Consider the following 17,244-nt stretch of genomic DNA (forward strand, 5'->3'; position numbering starts at 1 on the left):
ACGTGCAATCCACGAACGAGGGAGTCTTGTGAGTACAACAACCGTTAGCGCCGAGGCCGGCAGTACCGTGTTCGGTGCGCTCCGCGCGGCCGTGGCCGATCCAGCCCGGGTGAAGACCAGGGCCATCGACCTGTACGCCAACGCGCACGATGCCTCGCACTTTCTGCTTATCCCGCAGGCGGTCGTGGTGGCCACGGACGCTGCGGAGGTCGGCGCGCTCCTGTGCGCCGCTGCCGCGCAGGGCGTGCACCTCACGTTCCGGTCGGGAGGCACCAGCCTGAGCGGGCAGGCCATCACCGACGGGGTACTGGTCGATGTGCGTCGCAACTTCAAGAACATCGAGGTACTCGACGACGGCCTCCGGGTGCGGGTGCAGCCGGGCGCCACTGTGCGGGCCGTGAACACCCGGCTGGCCAAGTACGGCCGTAAGTTCGGGCCAGACCCGGCCAGCGAGTCCGCCGCCACCATCGGCGGCGTCGTGGCAAACAATTCCTCCGGAATGGCCTGTGGCACCGTCGATAACACCTACCAGACCCTCGAATCGGTCGTCGTGGTGCTGCCAAGCGGCACCGTCGTTGACACCGGGGCAGCGGATGCCGACGATCAGCTCCTCAAGCGGGAGCCGGTTTTGTACAACGGCCTGCTTGAACTCGCGCAGCGCACCCGGAGCAATGCGGCATCCGTCGCCACCATTCGGCAGCAGTTCTCGATGAAGAACACCATGGGTTACGGCGTGAACTCCCTTCTGGACTTCGACCGGCCGATCGACATGCTCGCGCATCTGATTGTGGGCAGCGAGGGCACGCTCGGCTTCGTGGCTGAGACGGTTTTTCGTACCGTGCCCAAACTGCCGCACGTGACGACGGCGCTGCTCGTGTTTCCCGGGCTCGAGGCCGCCACAGCCGCGCTGCCCGCCCTCGTGGCGACCGGCGCGGCCACCCTCGAACTCATGGACGCGCTCTCGCTCACTGTGGGGCAGCAGATGCCCGGCGCCCCGGCCATCGTGCTCGACCTCGTTGTTCAGGAGCACGCCGCCCTCCTCGTGGAGTATCACGCCGAGTCGCCCGAGAAACTGGCGCAGCTGCTGGAGACCGGCATGCAGACCGTCAACACGCTGGGTCTGACCCTGCCGGCCGATTTCACGACCGATGCGGGCATCCGCGGCCAGCTGTGGTACCTGCGCAAGGGAATCATCCCGGCGGTGGGCGGCACCCGGCCGCAGGGCACGAACGCACTGCTCGAAGACATCGTGGTTCCGGTGCCGGCGCTCGCCCGCACCTGCATGGAACTCATTTCGCTGTTCGCCAAGTACGAGTATGAGAACTGCATGATTTTCGGTCATGCCAAAGACGGCAACGTGCACTTCATGCTCACCGACGATTTCGGCAGCCCGACCGGGCTGGAACGGTTCAGCCGGTTCACCGAAGACCTCGTCGACCTCGTGCTCGGCGAGGGCGGTTCGCTCAAGGCCGAGCACGGCACCGGACGCGTAATGGCACCCTATGTGCAACGGCAATTCGGCGACGAGCTCTATGACGTGATGCGGCGCATCAAGGTATTGTTCGACCCGGCCGGCCTGCTCAACCCGGGCGTGCTCATCAACGATGACCCGAACGCGCACCTCAAAGACCTCAAGGCCATCCCTGCCGTGGCGAAAGAAGTCGACCGCTGCACCGAGTGCGGCTGGTGCGAACCGGTCTGCCCAAGCCGCAACGTGACGCTCACACCTCGGCAGCGCATCGTATCGCTACGTGCAATCGAACAGGCCCGGCTTGACGGCAATCTCGCCCTGATGGCCGAGCTGGAGAAGGACTACGAGTACGACGCCGTGCAGACCTGCGCCGCCGACGGCATGTGCCAGACAGCCTGCCCGGTGACGATCAACACCGGCGACCTCATGAAACGCCTGCGCCGGGACGACGCCAACCCGGTCGAGAAGGCAATCTGGAATGTTGCCGCGAAGAACTGGGGCACCGTGACCCGGGTTGCTGGCGTGGCTCTGAATGTGGTTCGCACGGTACCCGTCGGCGTCATCCTGGCGCCCAACAAGCTGGCCCGCACCGTGCTCGGCACAGACGCCGTGCCTCTCTATTCCCCCGAACTGCCCGGTGGCGGCGCCAGCCGCAAACGTGCGGCGGTGACGACTGCGCCTAGGGGGCGCCCGTCCATCACAGTCGAAGAAAGTGAAACCAGCCATGCGTAAGTCACCGTCTGAAACCACCCGTCAGCGGGCCCTGCCAGCGGATGCGCCGCAGGCCGTCTATTTTCCCGCTTGCGTCCAAACAATGTTCGGTCCGGCCACTGATGGAACTTGCGGCGTGCAGGTCGGCTTCGAGCAGTTGTGCGAACGCGCCGGCATCACCCTCCTCGTTCCGACCGGAATCGACGCGCTGTGCTGCGGCACACCGTGGTCGTCCAAGGGCATGGCCGACGGGCTCGCCACCATGAGCCACAAGACCCTCGCCGCCCTGCGCGCCGCCACCGGCGAGGGCGAACTGCCCATCATCTGTGATGCCTCCTCCTGCACCGAGGGCCTGCGCCACATCATCGATGGCGACACCAGCGCGCGGCCCTTGACCGTCATCGACGCGGTCGAGTTCGCAGCCACCCACATCCTGCCGATCCTGTCGGGGTATCAGAAAATCGAGTCTCTCGCGCTGCACCCCACCTGCTCCTCCACCCGGATGGGCATCAACCCGGCCCTTGACACCATCGCCGACGCCATCGCCGAACATGTGGAGATCCCCGAGAACTGGGGTTGCTGCGCGTTCGCCGGCGACCGAGGGATGCTCCATCCCGAACTCACCGCATCCGCCACCCGCGCTCAGGCCGCGGACGTCGTCGCCATGGGCGCCACCGCCCATGCCTCGTGCAACCGCACCTGCGAACTCGGAATGACGCGCGCCACCGGCAAACCGTATCGCCACGTCCTCGAGATTCTTGAGGAGGTGACGCGACCGTAATGATCTAAGGCTTTAATCCACCCCCGGGCTCAACTGGATGATGCCCTGACAACGGGTCGTGTGGCGGAAGGGTGACCGTGGCCACGTTCTTCACGAGCGGATGCAGCTGCTCGCCGCCGTGCACGACGCCCGTCTCCCACCAGAGCTTCAGCCCGTCGGGAGTATCTTCAAGGCTCGCCAGGCAGTTATCAAACCAGGGACCCTTGACCCCCTTCCAGCGAAACGGCGGAGAGGCCACCTTGGCCGAGCGGGCCAGCAGAGCGGTCAGCCGCGTGGCCATTCCGTAGGAGAGGACGGCGGAAAAGGACCGCAGCGCACGGGGTAGTGGGTTGCGGATCGGTGAACAGACGGCCTGCACGATGCGGCTGCCGCTCGATCGCTCGACCTCGGAGACGGTCGAATAGTGAACGTCGCCCGACAAGAACGTCACCGTCTGCGGCGCCGTCCCCCGCTGGCCGTCGGCTACCGCCGTGGCCATCCGTGCCAGTTGCAGAAAGCTGCGCTGGAACGCAGCCCAATGCTCGAGGTCGACCAGCTGCCGTAACCGTTCACCGACTCGCGCCGCAGCTTCTCCCCAGGCGCCTTCCGACACGGCCTCGTCCCAGGATTCCAGGTGGTGGAGTCCGGGCGGCAGCAGAAACGGGAGCGACGTGCCGATCAAGAGGTGCCGAAACCCGCCCTGCATCCGCTCGTCCAGCCAGGACGTCTCCTCGTCGTCCAGCAAGGCCCGCCGAGCGGGGTCGAGTTCGCGGGCCGCGCGGGAGTCAACCACGATCAGCCGCACGTCCGTGAAGTCGCGGCAGAAGCTCCACCGATAGCTGGTTGGCTCCTGATCACACCGCGTTGCAAACGCGTCAAGCACGGAGCTGATGTCGAGTTCAGAATCGCCGTCGTGGGAAGCGATCCTGCGCCAGATCTCATCGTCGGCTCGTTCGGCGGGTGACATGTTGCCGAGGTGTTGGTACACCCAGTAGGACGCCAACCCTGCCACGATCCTGCCCTGCCACCACGACGTTGCCTGCATCTTCCGCTTCCAACTCAGCGACGTGTTCCAGTCATCGCGAATGTCGTGGTCATCGAAAATCATCGCGGTCGGCACGGTCGACAGCAGCCAGCGGTTCGCTTCGTCGGACCAGGCCAGGCTGTACAGGTGCGCGTACTCCTCGAAGTCGGCCAGCTCCTGGCCGGGAGGCTTCGTGATGTCACGCCGCGCCTTGATGAACTTCTGCATCTCCTCCGTGGTCAGGTCGGCGTAGACCTGGTCACCGAGAAAGAGAATCAGGTCGGGGCGCGGCACGTCGTTATCCGGCGAGGCCAGGCGCAGCGCGTAGGCGCGCAGTGCGTCGACGCCATGCGTGCCGTTGCCGTCTTTGTCGTGGCTGACGCTGGTTCGGCAGGAGCCAAAGGACAGGCGAAGTGGATGCCCCCCTCCCAAAGTCGCGATGACGGCCGCCGGAAAGTCGGAGTCCTCTGCGGGCCAGACCCGCGTTCCATCGATGTCGACGGTGTACGGCAGGATCACGTTGGGTTGTAGGCCATCAACCTGTACAAGGGCGTAATGGTGTCCATGCACGGCAAAGGTGCGCGCCGCCCACGACCGACCAGCGATGCTCACCACAACTTGCGCGGCATCCCGCGTCTCGCACCAGATGCTCGCCGAGACATCGTCGACGTACCGCATCATCGGGCCGAGAATCAAGGGCGAACTCGTCATGAGTCAGTTGTACCGCTCCAAGCGCCGGTCGGCTATACCCTGGCGAAGTCCCGGCCCGTTTAGACTCGGCGCATGCCCCGCCTCGTTCTCGTTCTGCCGCTCACACCGCTCGAAACGGGGGACCGCTTCGCCGTCGAGGAGTGGCCGCTGCACATCACCGTGCTCGCCCCCTTTGACACGGATGCTGCGCCAGACGAGATCGCGCGCGTCACCGCCGCAGCGCTGGACGGGCACGCGGCTCTCACCGTAATTGCCGGGCCGGACGAGCTGTTCGGACGTCGCCACGACATTGCCGTGACGGTGATCGACGACAACGTTGCGTTGACGAGCCTGCACGACCGGCTGGTCGAGGCGCTGCGGCCGCTCGCCACCGATCCGCACGAGTGGGCGTTCGCCGGGCCGGAATTCCGGGCGCACGTCACGGTCAAGCGGCAGGCACGAGTGCAGGCGGGGGACGAGATCAACTTGACCCAGATCGCCCTCGTGGATATGGCGCCGAGAACGTCACGGAGCGGCCGCACGGTGCTCGCGACCCTCAACCTGCTCCGGCTGCCCGGCCGACTGCGGTGACTGCGCCAAATGCGCTGACGGTGGACTTTCGGCCTGGCTCGGGGCCGCTCCGGCGGCGAGTACGCTTAAATGGTGTTGTCTCGCGATCTGGTTCGTCTGTACCCCGAGCTCTACCATGTGGCCGCCGATGGAAGCTGGCCCGGTATCCAACGCCACGGGCTGCTCAGTCCGGCCGGGCTCGTGACCCGGTGGGGCGTCAAGCAGGGCGCGCCTCAGGCTGCCATTTTGGGCAAGCGGCGAGGCGAGTCGCGCGTGCTGGAACATGCCCAATTCGGCACCGCGGTCATCCGTCATCAGAAGGCCATTCATGAGCCGTCGCTCGAAGACGCCCTCGACGACATGACGCTGGCCGAATGGTACGCGGCGCTGAACGACCGCGTGTTCTTTCACCTGCAGCCACGGCTGCTGCGTGACCTGCTGAACGCCCGGTCATATCGCGACGATGCCCACACGGTGATCACCCTGAACACCAAGAGCCTGGTGGCCGCCCACGAAGACGAGATCGAGCTGAGCGCGATCAACTCGGGCTTCGCGCAGCGTCACAGCAAGGAGCCGCGCGGGCGTAGCACCTTCGAATCGATCGAGGACTTCAAGCACCCCACCCGTTCTCACGCGGTGACCAAGGGACAGGACATCGCCGAACTCGCCATCCAGCGCGGGGTGCGCGACCTGCGCGACCATGTCGTACGCGTCGAGCGGATGCGCGAGGGCACGGTTCTCGAGCGCCTCGCCTGACCCGCTGGCTCAGCGCACGGCGAGGTACTCGACGGCAGCGACGATGAGGGGCGATGTCAGGGCGGCCAGTAAGGTCGCGGCTGCCGCGGCAGCGAGCACCGTGAACGTCGTACGCCGGATCCGGGCGGCCGCGACCTGCTGCTCGAGCGCGGTGAACCGGGCGTGCAGGTGCACCGGCGCGAGCGGCGTGATAGCTGCGCGCCAGGTCGCCGGGGCGTCGATGAGCGCGGTGACCGCGGCCTGCTGCTCAGGGCTGAACGTTCGCGGGCGCGCCACGATCCACCGGCGCAATCGAGGTGAATCGATGACCGTGACGGCATTCGGTTTGCGGTTAAGCAGGATCTTGTGCGGATTGACCAGCACAATCAGGGGTTCAACCACGGCTGCTTCCGGCATTACCTTCGCCAGCAACGCGGTGATCTGGGCCGATTCAAACCGGGCATCCCTCAGATACGGCATGGCGTGGTTGCCGATCGGAATCGAGCGCGGCGACCCGTTCAGGTCGCGGTCCCAGTGAGTTTTCGCGTTGATCGAGAAGACTCCTCCCGGACCCACGACGAGGTGGTCGACCCAGAACGCCGTACTGCGAATGGGCAGAGAATGATAGACGGTGTAGTCATCGGGCAGGCGTGTGAGAATGTCGCCGACAATCATCTCGGCCTGCGCAGCGCGTAGCCAGCTCAGCTCATTCGCGTCGAGCGGCGCGGCGCCCAGGGCGCGTGCGAGCCGGGACTGTGGCGGCCGGTTTTCGTGCTGGCGCAGCAGTTCTTCGACGACGGATTGACCGGCGAACCGACCGGGGGCGATGGATAGCGGGGGCAGGCTGGGGACCACAGAAGCTACGGGCTCGCGATCACGAGCCTGCATTCCAGCACCAAAAATTGTCATAGCCACGTTCACTTGCCTTACCACGGGTTCGCGCCCCCGTATTATCCTGCCATCGACCCCTGTCGATTCCGTGTTAACAATCGGCCGTGTCGCAGCTTTAGTTTAGCCAATCGTAAGTAATGCTCATTCACGCTCCGAGGTGACGCACGCGGCTGGCGCGGTGCATCCGCTGCCAATCTAGGGCGGCGACCCTGCCGGGGCCTCCCCCACTAAGTAGGGCAACGTCGGCTAGCCTAAAGCCACACCACCGATTGGATTCACTCGTGAAACACCTGACTTTCAACGTTTGCGCGATCGCGGGACTCGCCTTCAGCGGCCTGGCCGTGCTTCTGCTGCTGGCCAATCTGCTCTCGGGCAACCAGTTCGTCGACGTGATCCTGCCGGCGGCCGTCGTCTCGCTCGTCGTCGGTGGCGCTTTCTCGGTGCGCGCCCGACTGCTTTCGGCCAAGGGTCACGGCCCGGCGAAGCGTTAACAGGTCACGCCGCCGCCAACTGCGCCCGCAGTGCCTCAACGACGAGGGCATGATCGTCGAGCTGCGGCAGCCCGGAGACGCCGACGACGCCCACCATCGATCCGCGTACGAACAACGGAAACGCTCCCCCGTGCGCCGCGAAACGCGTGGGGTCGAGTCGGGCATCAACGTCGAAGTCGACGCCGCGGCTACGACACTCCACGCCGACGGCGAGCGAGGAATGCCCGTAGCGGCGCACGACGGCGAACTTGCGCTCCAGCCACCCGTCATTATCAGCGGATGATCCCGCCAGACCGGCATGGAACACCCGCTGGTCACCCAGCACGATCGAGATCGCTACCGGCAACGACCGGGCGGCGGCGAGTGAACGCAGCCGCGTGCCGAGCGCCCAGGCATCATCGTGGATGAACGCGTCGAATTGCAGGGTACGTTCCTGTTCAAGCAGAGTCTGCAGCTGGGCGAGGTCGTCGGTGTGCATCGAAGGTCCAATCCGGGGCGTCGTTGCCGTGCCACCGCAATCGCCGGTGGCTAGCCCCTACGCTACCGGGCCGGGCAGGATTGTCGGGCGACTACCCCAGGTAAGCGGGTTGTCGATCACGGCGGCGAGTTCCATGCGTTCGATCGGGCGCAACACCTGCGGGCGCGCTACCAGCCAGTCGCCGAGCGCGGCCGCGCCGACTATCGGCACGAGCGTTGTTTTGCCAGACACCCTGCCCGAGCGGCCGGTGACCCACAGCAATCGAGCACCCAGAAGCACGAGCGCCGGCTGCACCGCGGTGCGCAGCGGCAACCGCCCGCGAATCAGCACGGTGAGCTGATTCGCGCCGGCCGCGGCGACCGCGAGATCCGGCGAGCGCTGCCCGGCGACGTGCACGCTCTGGCGATGCACCCAGGCGACCTGGCCGTCGCACAGCTGCGCGTGCAGGGCGAGAATCCCGCCAGGGCCGACCAGCAGGCGCATCGCGCTCGGCCCAGCACCGCCGAGTGGGGGCAACGTGAATGCGGCCCAGTGTTGCGGCAACGTCGCGAGCAGCGTGTCGACGGCGCATTCACTGCGCGCGCGGGCCAGCGCCAGGTCGGTCGGCGTAGCCGCAGTGCGGTGCGCACGGCCGAGTAGCCAGGCTGGTCCGGTTGATGGTCGAGGCGCTCCGCTGCGATTCGATTCGGGTAGTTCCGGGGGCGTCGTCAGACGCCGCCGCGTGGAGAGTAAATGAGTCATCGGGTTCCTCGCCGGGTTTTATATCTTGCCAGCGCCGACCCGGTCGCAAGACCCCCAGAATGGGGGACTTTTAAAGAAATACCTGCTGCCACGCTGCCAGGCGACCGGGCCGCACCACGTATATTCGAAGGGTCGTGCCGCACGGCCAGAAGGAGCACCATGACCGTTCGACGCTCGACCCGATCATTTCTGGTGATTGGGTTGATCGTGGGTGTGCTCGCGGCGATCGTGGTGGGAACGTCGGTGGCGCGGTCATCCGTTTCGTCGGATCTGGCCGAACCTTCGAGCAGCGCACCGCCGACAACGACCGTCGAACCCACGCCAGCGCCAGCGCCGACGGTAACAACCACGCCGACGATCGATACGGCGGCCCTCGCCGTGCTGGCGACCCTGCCGGTGAAGGGGCGCGCGCCCCAGACCGGCTACGACCGAGAGGGAAGCTTCGGATCGGCCTGGCAAGACGTTGACCAGAACGGATGCGACACCCGCAACGACATCCTCGCCCGCGACCTGACCGTGCTCGTGGTGGACCCTGCCTGTGAGGTGCAGAGTGGCACCCTGCTCGGTCCGTATACCGGCCTGATGATCGACTTCGTGCGCGGCCAGACGACGTCGTCGCTCGTGCAGATCGACCACGTCGTCGCTCTGTCGAACGCCTGGCAGACCGGAGCGCAACAGCTGCCGGAGGAGCAACGGGTGGCGCTGGCCAACGATCCACTGAACCTGCTCGCCGTCGACGGCGTCACCAATTCGCGCAAGGGGGATGGCGATTCGGCAACCTGGTTACCGCCGCTGAAAAGCTATCGGTGTGCCTATGTGGCCAGGCAGATTTCGGTGAAGGCGACGTACGCGCTGTGGGTGACGACGGCCGAGCACGATGCAATGACGCGCATCCTGTCGGACTGCCCCGACGAGCTCGCGACGGCCACCGACCCCGTCGTCGCGCCCGTCGTAGCGCCCGAGTCGGCGCCGGTCGCCGATACCCCGAGCGACGTTTATTTTGAGAACTGCACTGCCGCACGCGAGTCAGGTGCAGCCCCGGTTCACGCCGGCGAACCCGGCTACGGCGGCCACCTCGACCGCGACGGCGACGGAACCGGCTGCGAATAGGTCTTCGCACAAGCCGCTCGGCGCCGTGCACCCGCACAGTGCCGCGCGACTTCTGCTGGGCTACAGCGCGCTGACGATCTGCGGAATAAGAAGCAGTACGTGTAGGGCACCGAGTGTGCTGAGAACCATCCCGAGCGTCATCCAGCGCAGGCGAGTCCGCCTCGCACGGGTCACTTCTGCCTCCAGCTGGCCGAAGCGCTGCAGGATCTTGGCCGGTTCCAGTGCCGCGAGCGCCTGCCAGAGCGCGGGGTTCTCGACGAATCGGGTAATTTCCAACCGGTCGAAGGGGGCCAGCACGGGAGGGAGCCCCTGCAACCAGGCACACAGGTCGGCGGCCTCGACGACTTTTACCCGCGACGGCTGCGACTTCACGGTCACACTCTTGGTATCGACGAGTACGACGACACCCCGTACCGACGCCGCGCGCGGCATCCGCTTGGAAAGCAGAGTGGTCAGGGTGACCGCCTCGTATTCGGCCTCCCTTATATACGGAATCTTTCGGGCGCCGACGAGCACACTGCGTCCCGCGACCAGGACAGATTTGCGCGCCTGACGGTCGGAATGGAGAGCAAATACGCCGCCAGGTCCGATCACGAGGTGGTCGACGTCGGCGCCACTGTCGCCCACTGGCAGGGAGTGAAAGACGATCCATTCCCGAGGCAGCTCAGCCAGCGCGAGCCCCACAGCGATTTCCGCGCGGGCGGCGTCGAAACAGCGCACGCTATCGGCGCCGAGCGGCGACCGACCGACGAGGCGCTCGAGCAGCCCACGGGGGGTCACCAGGCGTTGCTCCAACAGGAGCACTTCTATGATCGACTGCGCCGGGCACCGCAGTCGCATTATGGGCGCATCGATTGTCACGGTTCTCCTGTTCGGGTGCTTGAATCTAGCCCCCTGCAGCCAGCCGGAGCAGCCCCCAATGGGGAGGTGGCGCGCAGGTCGGGTGCCTTATTTATCGTATTCAGAGGACGTTGTACACCCCAGTACGGGGAAAGCATCGGCCCGGATGGCGTATCGCCCCACGGATTGTGCCACGATGAAATGGCCCGGTTGTTGGACAGCAACCCCACGGCACGACCAGCAAGGCATGTTGCCGCTAGTCGTAAAAATGTCCGGGGGAAGTCCATGATCGACAATGATCTGTCGCGCGCTGTCACCAACACGCAGGCTGCAGCGACGGCCGCCGTGGTCGCATTCAATGCGAGCACGTCGCCGGAATTACCGGAGGGCCAGCAAACCCCGTTCACGACGAACGCCCGGGCGACCGCTGCCGCTTCGGCGACGTCTTACGCCACCCGGCAAGGAGTCAGCGAGCAGCGTCACATCAACTATCGGTTCTGGGTGCAGTCGCTCGATGGTCAGAAGTACTGCGATTGGGCCCCGCGAGCCTCCCTGCTGAGCCAAGCCATCGCCGCTCGCAATGAAGCCATCGTGGCCGCCTGGCGGTTCGATGCCAGTCAGGTCATCTCGTCGGCACATCGCGACGCCTTCTCCGCTAGTGAGCTGGGCACGACTGCGTTTCGATCACAGCGCTCGCGATCCATTCGTCGAGGCGGTATCGCTCTCATGCTGCTGTCTCCGGTGGTCTGGGTCTTCGCCTACTTCTTTGTACTGGTCACCGGCGGTGAAGTTAGCATGCAGGCGATCCTTCCCATCGCATGGCTGCTACTCGGCACCGGAGTGGTCTTCGCCGGAGTGCGCATGGCTCGCCCGCTGCCCATGAACGACTCAGACGCAACAGCGGCATCCGTCACGCGGGTAGCCCTGCTCGGGTTCGATCCGCTCACCGAGCCGGCCCGACTTCCGCGGACGTGGACAGAGGATCCCAAGGTGGGCGAGCGCCTCGACCAATTCATGCGCGACGCGTACACAAATTTTCCGACGCCGAGCGAGCTGCCCGCGCTGCGCATCCCGGACGTGCGTTCTGGCCGCACCGAGGCGTCGATCCAGGTGCGGGCCGTACTCGAACAGTTTGCCGCAACGGATGCGTTGAATCGCGTCTGAAGCGGGTCGCCAGTGTTTTGTGGATCTACCCGGGAATTGCCTGAACCGTGCACCGACTCATTAGATCGGCAGCGGTCGGGTGACCGACTTCGACCGGGACGACGACTGGGACCACCTCTACGAGGTTGAGGTCACGCTCGATGACGGCAGTGACCGCGACGTCGACCTCGACGCCAACTTCGTCGTCGTCAGCATCGACGACGTGCAGCAGTAAGGCCCATTTTTGTGTGAGGCGCTGCGCGAATTCGCTCAGCGCCTCACACGTTTAGCGTCGTTAGCGCTCGACCAGGATGCCGTCTTCGTCGCAGTAGACGGTGCGACCGGGAGTGAAAACGACGCCGGCGATCTCGACGACGGCATCCGCTGTGCCGGCCCCGGTCTTGGAACTCTTGCGCGGGTTGCTGCCGAGGGCTTTCACCCCGAGGTCGAGGGCTCCGATCGCGATGCGGTCACGAACGGCACCGTTGATGATCGCGCCGGACCAGCCGTTCGCTACGGCGAGGTCGGCGATCATGTCGCCCATGAGCGCCGAGTTCAGTGAGCCGCCGCCGTCGATGACAAGCACCGCGCCATCACCGGGCGTGGACAGGATCGACTTGAGCAGCGCATTGTCTTCGAAGCAGGTGACGGTGCGAATGGGGCCGCTGAACTGGGCTCGTCCGCCGATCGTCTGAAACTGCAGGGGTACGGATTGCAGCTCGTCGCCACGCTCGTCGTACAGATCGGCGGTCAACACGGTCATTGTTCCTCCAGAGTTTCGTTGTTTCCAGAGTAGGCCCCGGCCAGACCTCACATGACGCTGTCGAGAAAGGCCTTGGTGCGCGGGTTCTGCGGATTGTCGAGCACCGTCGCGGGCGGCCCGCTTTCCACGACGACCCCCGCGTCCATGAAGACGACCTCGTCGGCGGCGCCGCGCGCGAAACCGATCTCGTGGGTGACCACGACCATCGTCATGCCGTCGGCGGCCAGCGCCCGCATCACGTCGAGCACGTCTCCGACCAGTTCCGGGTCGAGCGCGCTGGTCGGTTCGTCGAACAAGAGCAGCTTGGGATCCATCGCGAGGGCACGAGCGATAGCGACGCGCTGCTGCTGCCCTCCGGACAATTGCGCCGGGTAGGACTGCGCCAGGTCGGCGAGACCTACTCGGTCGAGCAGCTCACGGCCGCGGGCCAGGGCCGCCGGCTTCGGCAGTCCGCGCACGCCAACCGGCGCCGCCGTGATGTTCTCCAGGGCGGTCATGTGCGGAAACAGGTTGAAGCGCTGGAACACCATCCCGATCCCCCGCCGCTGTTTAGCGACCTCGCGACGATTCATCTCAAAAATGCGGCCGTGCCGTGCGGCGTAGCCGATGAGTTCACCGTCGACCGAGATACGGCCACCGTCGATGCGTTCGAGGTGGTTGATGCAGCGCAGAAACGTGCTCTTGCCGGAGCCAGACGGCCCGAGCAGGCACATCACCTGTCCGGCTGAAACGTCGAGCGAGATGCCCTTGAGCACCTCGACGCCGCCAAAGCTTTTACGCACCTTGCGGGCGCTCAGCAGCGGTGCAGCGACGGATGCCGCCGCGATCGGTACGCGCGTGGTGTCGGTCACTGGGCATCCGCTCTCTCAATAGTGGAACGCGGCGCTGGACGCAGGACCGCCCAGGCCCGGGCCAGTGGGGTCGGTGGCAGGGCGCGGGCTTTGCCTCTCCCGTAGTGGCGTTCCAGGTAGTACTGCGGAATCGACAAGATCGAGGTGAGAAACAGGTACCAGCAACTGACGACGACGAGCAGTTCCACCTGGCGCAGGTTCTGCGACGAGATCTGGGTGGCGACCGTGTACAGCTCGAGCACCGCGATCACCGAGAGCAGCGAGGTGTTTTTGAGCATCGAGATGGTCTCGTTGCCCATCGGCGGAATGATCACCCGCATGGCTTGCGGAAGCACGACCTTGAACAGGGTGAAGGTGGGACTCATGCCGACGGAGTAGGCGGCCTCATATTGACCTTCGTCGACCGACAGCATTCCGGCTCGCACGATTTCGGCCGAATACGCGGCTTGGTTGAGGGTGAGGGCTAGGAGTCCGGCGGTAAATGCTGGAATGAGGGTGTTGGTGTCGATGGAGAACAGTGTGAAATCGGTGAATGGCACGCCGAGCGATATCTGGGAGTAGAGAAGCCCGAGATACCCCCACAACACGATCTGAATGAGCAGCGGCGTTCCGCGAAACACCCAGACGTAGACCCAGGCCAGCACGGTCATCACCGGGTTGCTGGAGAGTCGCATGATGGCCAGCAAAACCCCAAGCAGTGTCGATACCAGCATGGCAACGACCGTGAGCACGAGTGTGAGCAGCACGCCGCTGAGGATGCGCGGGTTGAAGATGAACTCACTGATGGTGGGGTGATGAACGTTGTCGTTGCCCCACAACGACACGCCGAGGCTGACCCCACCGGCCAGCAGGATGGCCGCAACGACCCAGCGCCACGGGTGACGCAAGGGTACTGCAACGATATCGTCGGAGTCGAGAACGGCCGGCTCCAACCGGCGCTCGCCTTGGCTCAGCGTTGCCTGCGCCATCAGGAACCGAGGTTGATGCCGGCCTGGTCGGCCGCGTAGTCGCCCATGTCGTACTTGTCGAGAATCTCCTGGTAGCTGCCGTCGTCCATGACGGACTGCAACGCGAGGAGCAGAGCGTTGGTCAGTTCCGAGTCCTTCTTGAGCACGCCGATGCCGGTATAGACCGGGTTGTAGCCGGCCGGGTTTGCGCTGTCGCGAATGACCTCGAACATCGTGCCATCCCCTGCGGTCTGCGCGGCATAGGCTGCCACGGCGGAATCAACCACATCGGCGACGGCTTTGCCCGATCGAACCGCAGTTTGTACATCCGTCTCCAGGGGCAGTTCGGCGATCTTCATCGGGGTTGAGCCGCTCTGTGTGCATTCCTCGTCGTAGCCGTGCAGAATCTCGGCCTGCACCGTGGCCTTTTGCACCGCCACGTTCTGGCCGCAGAGGTCGAGCACCGTCGTGATCTTTTCGGGATTTCCGGCCAGGACCAGAATGGAGAATCCGGCGTGAAAGTAGTCGACGAAGTCCAGCGTGGCCTGGCGTTCCACCGTGTCATTCATGCCCGACATGATCACGTCGTGCTTTCCGGACTGCAGCGACGGAATAATGCTGTCGAAGGCCTGCGTGCGCAGCTCCATCGTGACACCGAGTTTGGCTCCGATCGCTTGGGCGAGGTCGTAGTCGAAACCGGTGAGGTTCTGGTTTTCGTCGAACATCTCCATCGGCGGGAACGGAATGTCAGAGGCCACCTTGATCACCCCGGCGTCTTTGTATTTCGTCGGCAAGGCCGCAGCGGCCGCAGCGTCAATGTCAGCGGCGTTGGGCGTGTTGGCCGGTGCCGGGTCGCTGCTGGCTCCGCACCCCGAGAGGGAGAGCGTTGCGACAACGCCAATCGAGGCGAGAATCAGCCAGGGGGCCCTGCGGCGCTGCGTGTGATTCATGGTTCTCTCCAGACTGTTCGGCGTGCTGATTAGAAGCGGATGTTGGTGGTCGACGCGGTGACGTCTGCGAGCACGTCGGGAAGCACTTCGACACCGATGCCCGGGCCGGTGGGGACTCGAAGGTGCCCGTTCTCGAGCACAAACGGTGCGGTCAGGTCGCGTGAGTAGTACCGGTTGGAGGCCGAGGTATCCCCCGGCAGCACGAAGTTCGGCAGCCCGGCGAGGGCCACGTTGGCCGCACGTCCGATGCCTGTTTCGAGCATGCCCCCGCACCAGACTGGCACGCCGTGGGCGGCAGCGACGTCGTGGATGCGTCGGGCTTCGAGGTAACCGCCGACCCGGGCCGGCTTCACGTTGATGATGCTGCAGGCTCCGAGGGTGATCGCCGTCGCGGCGTCGCGGGCAGACTCGATCGACTCGTCGAGGCAGATCGGCGTTGTGATGAGCTTGGCCAGGTTGGCGTGCCCGAGCAGGTCGTCTTCCTTCATCGGCTGCTCCATCAACAGCAGGTCGAAGGGGTCGAGCCGGGCGAGATGGCGGGCATCGGCGAGGGTGTAGGCGGTGTTCGCGTCGACCTGAAGCAGAATGTCTGGGCCGAATCGTTCGCGGACTGCCCGTACCGGGGCGAGGTCCCAGCCGGGTTCGATTTTTAGTTTGATGCGCAGGTAGCCCTCGGCAAGGTAGCCGGCGACGGCGTCGAGCAGCTCGGGGATGGAATCCATGATGCCCACCGACACCCCGGCCGGAACCGTGTCGTTGACTGCGCCCAGGTAGCCGCCGAAGGACACCCCGGTTTCCTTGAGTTGGGCGTCGAGAATTGCCGTTTCAAGCACGGCCTTGCTCATCATGTGGCCCTTGACCGGTTCGAGCGCTGTGGCCACTCGTTCGGCGCTGAGCTGGTCGCCGAGGGCCTGCAACCGGGGAGCCAGATGGTCCCGAATGACGAGGTCGGCGGCATCGAGAAACTCAGAGCTGTACAGCGGGTCTGGTTCCGAGGCGCATTCGGCCCAGCCTTCGGCATTGGCCGTGGTCACGCGCACCAGCGTTGTCTCGCGTTCGGTCGAGGTACCGAAAGACGTACGAAATGGGGTCACCAGCGGCAGGTGCACTCGGCGGAGCTCGATGTTTTCAATCTTCATTCGTGGTGTCCCTTGTGTTCTGAGTGCTGTAGTCGATACCAGCCGGTGCGGGTCATCGCTGTCGCCGTATGCCCCGCGGAGAATGCGTTTTGGAAGATGGCGCGGGTGCCGGTGCGCCAGGCCGCTGCCAGCGCCGGATCCTGAGCGCGCAGGGCGACGATGTCGGTCGGGACGCGGCACCAGAGGTCCTGGCCGATCTCAACCAGGGCGGGCTGGCCGTCCGGGCCGGTGCCGCGCACGGCATCCGCTGTGAGTTCTGGAAGCTCGACTATCTGCGGGGTTCCCTCGCTGCACGCGACCGTCTCGGGCGATTCGAGCGGCCAGAGCGCGACGAGACGGTCGCTCTCATCGAGGGCGTTGATCTCGTCATCCATGACGCCATAAAAGTTCTCGACGTATTCGCTCGCGTGGGCGCCGAGTTTGGTGAGATTGAAACGGGCATTGCGACTGACCAGGGGGTCGAACGTCCAGGTCATCGTGGTGAGCCCTCGAGCGAGCGCCCAGGCTCGCTGGTGCTGTTTCAGTGCGAACCCGACGCCGGAGTCGCCGAGTCCCGGCAGGACCCCCGCGATGAGCGAGTACATGGAGGGCGCATCCGGAGAGACAATGGCCGCAGCCGCGCCGCAGAGCAGGCCATCCCGGTTGTAGGCGGCGGTGACGTTGCATCCGGCATGGCTGATGCTGCGGAGCAGGTCGGCCGGAATCGGTGCGCCCTGCTTCGAGGTGCCCCAGACTTGAATGAGTAAGTCGGCGATGTCGCCGTGGCGCTGCATCGAGGTCTCATCCACGATCCGCACTCCAGCCAGGTTTGCTGCCCGCGATGCGGCGGACCGGGCTTGGCCGGCCAGGGGGCTGGGGGCGCGGCTTCCGGCGCTAAAAGTGGGGGCGTTGACCAACATGGGTCAAGTGTTGCCAGTTGGCGGGTCCACGGCATTAGCG

At 65.3% G+C, this 17,244-nt stretch carries 19 protein-coding genes; 8 read left to right on the plus strand and 11 right to left on the minus strand.

The window, feature by feature from the left end:
- Positions 1 to 28 precede the first annotated feature (28 nt).
- Positions 29 to 2,203 carry an FAD-binding and (Fe-S)-binding domain-containing protein gene (locus E3T39_RS11460; protein ID WP_338145275.1) on the plus strand — a complete coding sequence of 725 codons (2,175 nt, stop codon included), beginning with the start codon at positions 29 to 31 and terminating at the stop codon, positions 2,201 to 2,203.
- Positions 2,196 to 2,963: a (Fe-S)-binding protein gene (locus E3T39_RS16640; protein WP_338145276.1), complete on the plus strand. Its 768-nt coding sequence runs from the start codon at positions 2,196 to 2,198 to the stop codon at positions 2,961 to 2,963. Before E3T39_RS11460 ends, E3T39_RS16640 begins: the two co-directional genes overlap by 8 nt.
- A 4-nt stretch (positions 2,964 to 2,967) precedes the next feature.
- Here E3T39_RS16640 and E3T39_RS11465 read toward each other — a convergent pair whose 3' ends face one another.
- Positions 2,968 to 4,677: an alkaline phosphatase D family protein gene (locus E3T39_RS11465; protein WP_134515379.1), complete on the minus strand. Its 1,710-nt coding sequence runs from the start codon at positions 4,675 to 4,677 to the stop codon at positions 2,968 to 2,970.
- A 72-nt stretch (positions 4,678 to 4,749) separates the two neighbouring features.
- Between E3T39_RS11465 and E3T39_RS11470 the strand changes: the two genes are divergently transcribed.
- Together E3T39_RS11470 and E3T39_RS11475 are read left to right on the plus strand one after the other, a co-directional pair.
- Positions 4,750 to 5,247 (plus strand): 2'-5' RNA ligase family protein, encoded by a 498-nt coding sequence (locus tag E3T39_RS11470; protein WP_134515381.1) that lies wholly within the window; start codon positions 4,750 to 4,752, stop codon positions 5,245 to 5,247.
- A 72-nt stretch (positions 5,248 to 5,319) separates the two neighbouring features.
- Positions 5,320 to 5,982 (plus strand): DUF7002 family protein, encoded by a 663-nt coding sequence (locus E3T39_RS11475; RefSeq protein ID WP_166784110.1) that lies wholly within the window; start codon positions 5,320 to 5,322, stop codon positions 5,980 to 5,982.
- 9 nt (positions 5,983 to 5,991) lie between these two features.
- On the opposite strand, the gene E3T39_RS11480 is transcribed toward E3T39_RS11475, so the two are convergent.
- Positions 5,992 to 6,870 carry a nuclease-related domain-containing protein gene (locus E3T39_RS11480; protein ID WP_241979689.1) on the minus strand — a complete coding sequence of 293 codons (879 nt, stop codon included), beginning with the start codon at positions 6,868 to 6,870 and terminating at the stop codon, positions 5,992 to 5,994.
- A 263-nt stretch (positions 6,871 to 7,133) separates the two neighbouring features.
- Here E3T39_RS11480 and E3T39_RS11485 point away from each other — a divergent pair, with 263 nt between their 5' ends.
- Positions 7,134 to 7,343, plus strand: a complete 210-nt coding sequence (locus E3T39_RS11485; RefSeq protein WP_134515386.1) for a hypothetical protein — start codon at positions 7,134 to 7,136, stop codon at positions 7,341 to 7,343.
- Positions 7,344 to 7,347: 4 nt separating this feature from the next.
- Here the strand turns inward: E3T39_RS11485 and E3T39_RS11490 are convergent, their stop codons facing one another.
- Both E3T39_RS11490 and E3T39_RS11495 read right to left on the minus strand, forming a co-directional pair.
- Positions 7,348 to 7,821 (minus strand): heme-degrading domain-containing protein, encoded by a 474-nt coding sequence (locus E3T39_RS11490; protein ID WP_134515388.1) that lies wholly within the window; start codon positions 7,819 to 7,821, stop codon positions 7,348 to 7,350.
- A 57-nt stretch (positions 7,822 to 7,878) separates the two neighbouring features.
- The gene (locus E3T39_RS11495) at positions 7,879 to 8,562 is read right to left on the minus strand and encodes a hypothetical protein (RefSeq protein WP_134515390.1); all 684 of its coding nucleotides are present in this window, start codon (positions 8,560 to 8,562) and stop codon (positions 7,879 to 7,881) included.
- Positions 8,563 to 8,721: 159 nt separating this feature from the next.
- Between E3T39_RS11495 and E3T39_RS11500 the strand changes: the two genes are divergently transcribed.
- Complete coding sequence (locus E3T39_RS11500) at positions 8,722 to 9,672, plus strand: GmrSD restriction endonuclease domain-containing protein (RefSeq protein ID WP_134515392.1); 951 nt, start codon at positions 8,722 to 8,724, stop codon at positions 9,670 to 9,672.
- Between the two features lie 60 nt (positions 9,673 to 9,732).
- Here E3T39_RS11500 and E3T39_RS11505 read toward each other — a convergent pair whose 3' ends face one another.
- Positions 9,733 to 10,533: a nuclease-related domain-containing protein gene (locus E3T39_RS11505; RefSeq protein ID WP_134515394.1), complete on the minus strand. Its 801-nt coding sequence runs from the start codon at positions 10,531 to 10,533 to the stop codon at positions 9,733 to 9,735.
- Between the two features lie 264 nt (positions 10,534 to 10,797).
- Here E3T39_RS11505 and E3T39_RS11510 point away from each other — a divergent pair, with 264 nt between their 5' ends.
- Positions 10,798 to 11,676 (plus strand): hypothetical protein, encoded by an 879-nt coding sequence (locus tag E3T39_RS11510; RefSeq protein WP_134515396.1) that lies wholly within the window; start codon positions 10,798 to 10,800, stop codon positions 11,674 to 11,676.
- A gap of 79 nt (positions 11,677 to 11,755) precedes the next feature.
- Complete coding sequence (locus tag E3T39_RS16570; RefSeq protein WP_255455928.1) at positions 11,756 to 11,890, plus strand: hypothetical protein; 135 nt, start codon at positions 11,756 to 11,758, stop codon at positions 11,888 to 11,890.
- Positions 11,891 to 11,950: 60 nt separating this feature from the next.
- On the opposite strand, the gene rraA is transcribed toward E3T39_RS16570, so the two are convergent.
- Genes rraA through E3T39_RS11540 form a run of 6 tightly spaced genes read right to left on the minus strand, consistent with a single transcriptional unit; the run spans position 11,951 to position 17,204 of the window.
- The gene (gene rraA / locus E3T39_RS11515; RefSeq protein ID WP_134515398.1) at positions 11,951 to 12,418 is read right to left on the minus strand and encodes a ribonuclease E activity regulator RraA; all 468 of its coding nucleotides are present in this window, start codon (positions 12,416 to 12,418) and stop codon (positions 11,951 to 11,953) included.
- Between the two features lie 47 nt (positions 12,419 to 12,465).
- Positions 12,466 to 13,269 carry an amino acid ABC transporter ATP-binding protein gene (locus E3T39_RS11520; protein WP_277612823.1) on the minus strand — a complete coding sequence of 268 codons (804 nt, stop codon included), beginning with the start codon at positions 13,267 to 13,269 and terminating at the stop codon, positions 12,466 to 12,468.
- Entirely contained in the window at positions 13,266 to 14,237 is a 972-nt protein-coding gene (locus E3T39_RS11525) for an amino acid ABC transporter permease (RefSeq protein ID WP_134515400.1), read from the minus strand. The genes E3T39_RS11520 and E3T39_RS11525 overlap by 4 nt, the downstream gene beginning before the upstream one ends.
- The gene (locus tag E3T39_RS11530) at positions 14,237 to 15,166 is read right to left on the minus strand and encodes an ABC transporter substrate-binding protein (RefSeq protein ID WP_134515402.1); all 930 of its coding nucleotides are present in this window, start codon (positions 15,164 to 15,166) and stop codon (positions 14,237 to 14,239) included. The genes E3T39_RS11525 and E3T39_RS11530 overlap by 1 nt, the downstream gene beginning before the upstream one ends.
- 29 nt (positions 15,167 to 15,195) lie before the next feature.
- Positions 15,196 to 16,305, minus strand: coding sequence for an o-succinylbenzoate synthase (menC, locus tag E3T39_RS11535; RefSeq protein ID WP_134515404.1), 1,110 nt, complete (start codon positions 16,303 to 16,305; stop codon positions 15,196 to 15,198).
- Entirely contained in the window at positions 16,302 to 17,204 is a 903-nt protein-coding gene (locus E3T39_RS11540) for a hypothetical protein (RefSeq protein ID WP_134515406.1), read from the minus strand. Before E3T39_RS11540 ends, menC begins: the two co-directional genes overlap by 4 nt.
- Positions 17,205 to 17,244: the final 40 nt, after the last annotated feature.

This window comes from Cryobacterium suzukii, assembly GCF_004403185.1.
GTDB classification, from domain to species: Bacteria; Actinomycetota; Actinomycetes; order Actinomycetales; family Microbacteriaceae; genus Cryobacterium; species Cryobacterium suzukii.

What these genes read in the sequence shown, in the direction of transcription:
- E3T39_RS16640 (WP_338145276.1), top strand. Translation starts at nt 2,196, where the DNA reads ATGCGTAAGTCACCGTCTGAAACCACCCGTCAGCGGGCCCTGCCAGCG.
- E3T39_RS11465 (WP_134515379.1), bottom strand. Translation starts at nt 4,677, where the DNA reads ATGACGAGTTCGCCCTTGATTCTCGGCCCGATGATGCGGTACGTCGAC.
- E3T39_RS11470 (WP_134515381.1), top strand. Translation starts at nt 4,750, where the DNA reads ATGCCCCGCCTCGTTCTCGTTCTGCCGCTCACACCGCTCGAAACGGGG.
- E3T39_RS11480 (WP_241979689.1), bottom strand. Translation starts at nt 6,870, where the DNA reads ATGACAATTTTTGGTGCTGGAATGCAGGCTCGTGATCGCGAGCCCGTA.
- E3T39_RS11490 (WP_134515388.1), bottom strand. Translation starts at nt 7,821, where the DNA reads ATGCACACCGACGACCTCGCCCAGCTGCAGACTCTGCTTGAACAGGAA.
- E3T39_RS11495 (WP_134515390.1), bottom strand. Translation starts at nt 8,562, where the DNA reads ATGACTCATTTACTCTCCACGCGGCGGCGTCTGACGACGCCCCCGGAA.
- E3T39_RS11500 (WP_134515392.1), top strand. Translation starts at nt 8,722, where the DNA reads ATGACCGTTCGACGCTCGACCCGATCATTTCTGGTGATTGGGTTGATC.
- E3T39_RS11510 (WP_134515396.1), top strand. Translation starts at nt 10,798, where the DNA reads ATGATCGACAATGATCTGTCGCGCGCTGTCACCAACACGCAGGCTGCA.
- rraA (WP_134515398.1), bottom strand. Translation starts at nt 12,418, where the DNA reads ATGACCGTGTTGACCGCCGATCTGTACGACGAGCGTGGCGACGAGCTG.
- E3T39_RS11525 (WP_134515400.1), bottom strand. Translation starts at nt 14,237, where the DNA reads ATGGCGCAGGCAACGCTGAGCCAAGGCGAGCGCCGGTTGGAGCCGGCC.
- E3T39_RS11530 (WP_134515402.1), bottom strand. Translation starts at nt 15,166, where the DNA reads ATGAATCACACGCAGCGCCGCAGGGCCCCCTGGCTGATTCTCGCCTCG.
- menC (WP_134515404.1), bottom strand. Translation starts at nt 16,305, where the DNA reads ATGAAGATTGAAAACATCGAGCTCCGCCGAGTGCACCTGCCGCTGGTG.
- E3T39_RS11540 (WP_134515406.1), bottom strand. Translation starts at nt 17,204, where the DNA reads ATGTTGGTCAACGCCCCCACTTTTAGCGCCGGAAGCCGCGCCCCCAGC.